This window comes from Gilvimarinus polysaccharolyticus (assembly GCF_001187555.1).
Taxonomy (GTDB): domain Bacteria; phylum Pseudomonadota; class Gammaproteobacteria; order Pseudomonadales; family Cellvibrionaceae; genus Gilvimarinus; species Gilvimarinus polysaccharolyticus.
The window spans coordinates 1-1,883 of sequence record NZ_LFIJ01000006.1; the positions used below are offsets into that span (position 1 = coordinate 1).

Here is a 1,883-nt window from a genome sequence, read left to right on the forward strand (position 1 = left end):
CTCCTAATTTTTGGAGTTTTTCTACAGCCTCAACGCCGCAAACAGCGGCAGACTTGTTGTTGATTGTTTTGTGCTAAAAGGCGCAGCCTGCACAAAACGAGCGACGGCAAGGCTGTCCAAGGAGCGCAGCGACTGATGCTGATTTGCCTTGTTAGATGCATAAATAGCACGCACCCAATAGAACTTCTGTAACTGCACTACTTTTACCTTTAACAGTTACGTCACTCCAGCCTATTCGCCCACGCTCTTGATGATAAACATTAAAAGTATCATTTGATTTCTCAATGCAATACCAACCGTCAAATGTATCTTTGTGAAAATAGACATTATAGTCACTCGTCGAAATTTCAATAATTTCTGAAATATAAATTTCATTGCTACCAAGTAAGATAGTGAATTCTTCTGCGCTTTTTATCGAATGTGTAGAGACAAGTTTGTCGATCAATTCTTGTAATGGTACCTTCATTCGCTTCTAATCTCAGATTGCATCTAACGCCTCAAACACCGGCTTGGTGAAGATGGCGACTTTTCTGGAACAAAAAAGGTGACAGCTTTACCAAGTCCGCGTGCTTTGACTTGTTAACTTTTGACACTACATAAAATCCATGGTGTAGATTACTTTCGAACACTCAGGACACCTAAATTTATAGACAGCTGGATTACCGCCTTTCTCATAATGCTCAAGTATATTTTGCCAAACATCAGGTTTAATCATTTCAACACGCAGAAAGTTTTCTAAAGGTTCGCCCGATAACTTAACCAACTCGTCTTTCTCTGCATCACCGTGAAACTCGCAGGCTGTTCCACAGTGAGCTTGCCACACTTCTTGCTGCCATGAGTTATAGCCTGGAGTTCTCTCACATACTTCAGAGATCACATCTTTCGGCACTCCAGCTTCTTGCAGCGGATAATCGTCAGAAAACATGCCATCAAATTTTTTAGCTGCGGAGCCATCTGCTATGCACCATGGACAGATGAATTCAATCTCTTCTTCAGCGTAAAGGTTTGACGTATATACAAACCCTCTAGCCTCTTCGCAGCACTCGCATTCTTCGCTGCTTTCTTTGATTGCACCCGTAGATATTGGATCTGGGTGGTATTTAAACTTGGGAAACTCCACGATTGCTCCTAAGAAAGTTAACGCCTCAAGCTGCGGCGCGTAGCGTCCGACAGCCTTGACTTGTTATGTGATTGACCGCTATTTAGTAAACTGTTTATCAATGATGGTCCCATCTTCTTCTGATATTTTACATTGGAAGCAGTCCCAAGAATTTGAATATAGATCACCGTCTTTATAATAGGGCGGATTTGCATAAATATCTTTTTCAGACGGCAACTCTACCCTCCATGCGGTTTCGCCTTCAAGGTTTAGCTTTATGATATTTCCCTTTCCGTCAATGCGTTCAAAACCGTAGTACCCGTTATAAACAATTATTGAATCGTTATTTTCTGTTGGAAAAATCTTGTAGATAGGGGTATTTCCAGTGCAAACCTTCCATAGCTCTTTCCCTGTTTCTGGACAAATGCATATGACGCTATTTGAAAATGCAAAGAAAAATAAGTTATTAACTATCTCTGCCAAATAAATTCCATTCCATGCACCTGTTGGCATTTCAATATTTCCTAGGCTTCTTTCCCACTCTAGTTGCCAAGGGCTACTAAGCCATTGTTGGTTAACTTTAGATAGAAGCCTAATTTTCACATCAGTATTCGATGGATTCCCTTTGCCTACTTCGCTCCCTCCATTGAAAGATAGCTCAATAGACCAATGATCAGATTCTGACTTAATAATATATCTTGCTTCGTTCACAGCCTTCCTTCTAAATCCGAACTTCATGCTTTCTCACATAACGCTGCCAACATGCGCAGCTTTTTTGTGAAGG

The 1,883-nt window shown here is 41.0% G+C and carries 3 protein-coding genes; all 3 read right to left on the reverse strand.

Annotated features, from left to right (window positions below; all coding sequences use genetic code 11):
- Positions 1 to 151: 151 nt before the first annotated feature.
- The gene (locus tag GILYN3_RS16380) at positions 152 to 466 is read right to left on the reverse strand and encodes a hypothetical protein (RefSeq protein ID WP_049724110.1); all 315 of its coding nucleotides are present in this window, start codon (positions 464 to 466) and stop codon (positions 152 to 154) included.
- 126 nt (positions 467 to 592) lie between these two features.
- Positions 593 to 1,120: a CbrC family protein gene (locus tag GILYN3_RS16385; RefSeq protein ID WP_049724111.1), complete on the reverse strand. Its 528-nt coding sequence runs from the start codon at positions 1,118 to 1,120 to the stop codon at positions 593 to 595.
- Positions 1,121 to 1,198: 78 nt separating this feature from the next.
- Positions 1,199 to 1,810 carry a PQQ-binding-like beta-propeller repeat protein gene (locus GILYN3_RS16390; protein WP_157484973.1) on the reverse strand — a complete coding sequence of 204 codons (612 nt, stop codon included), beginning with the start codon at positions 1,808 to 1,810 and terminating at the stop codon, positions 1,199 to 1,201.
- Positions 1,811 to 1,883 lie beyond the last annotated feature (73 nt).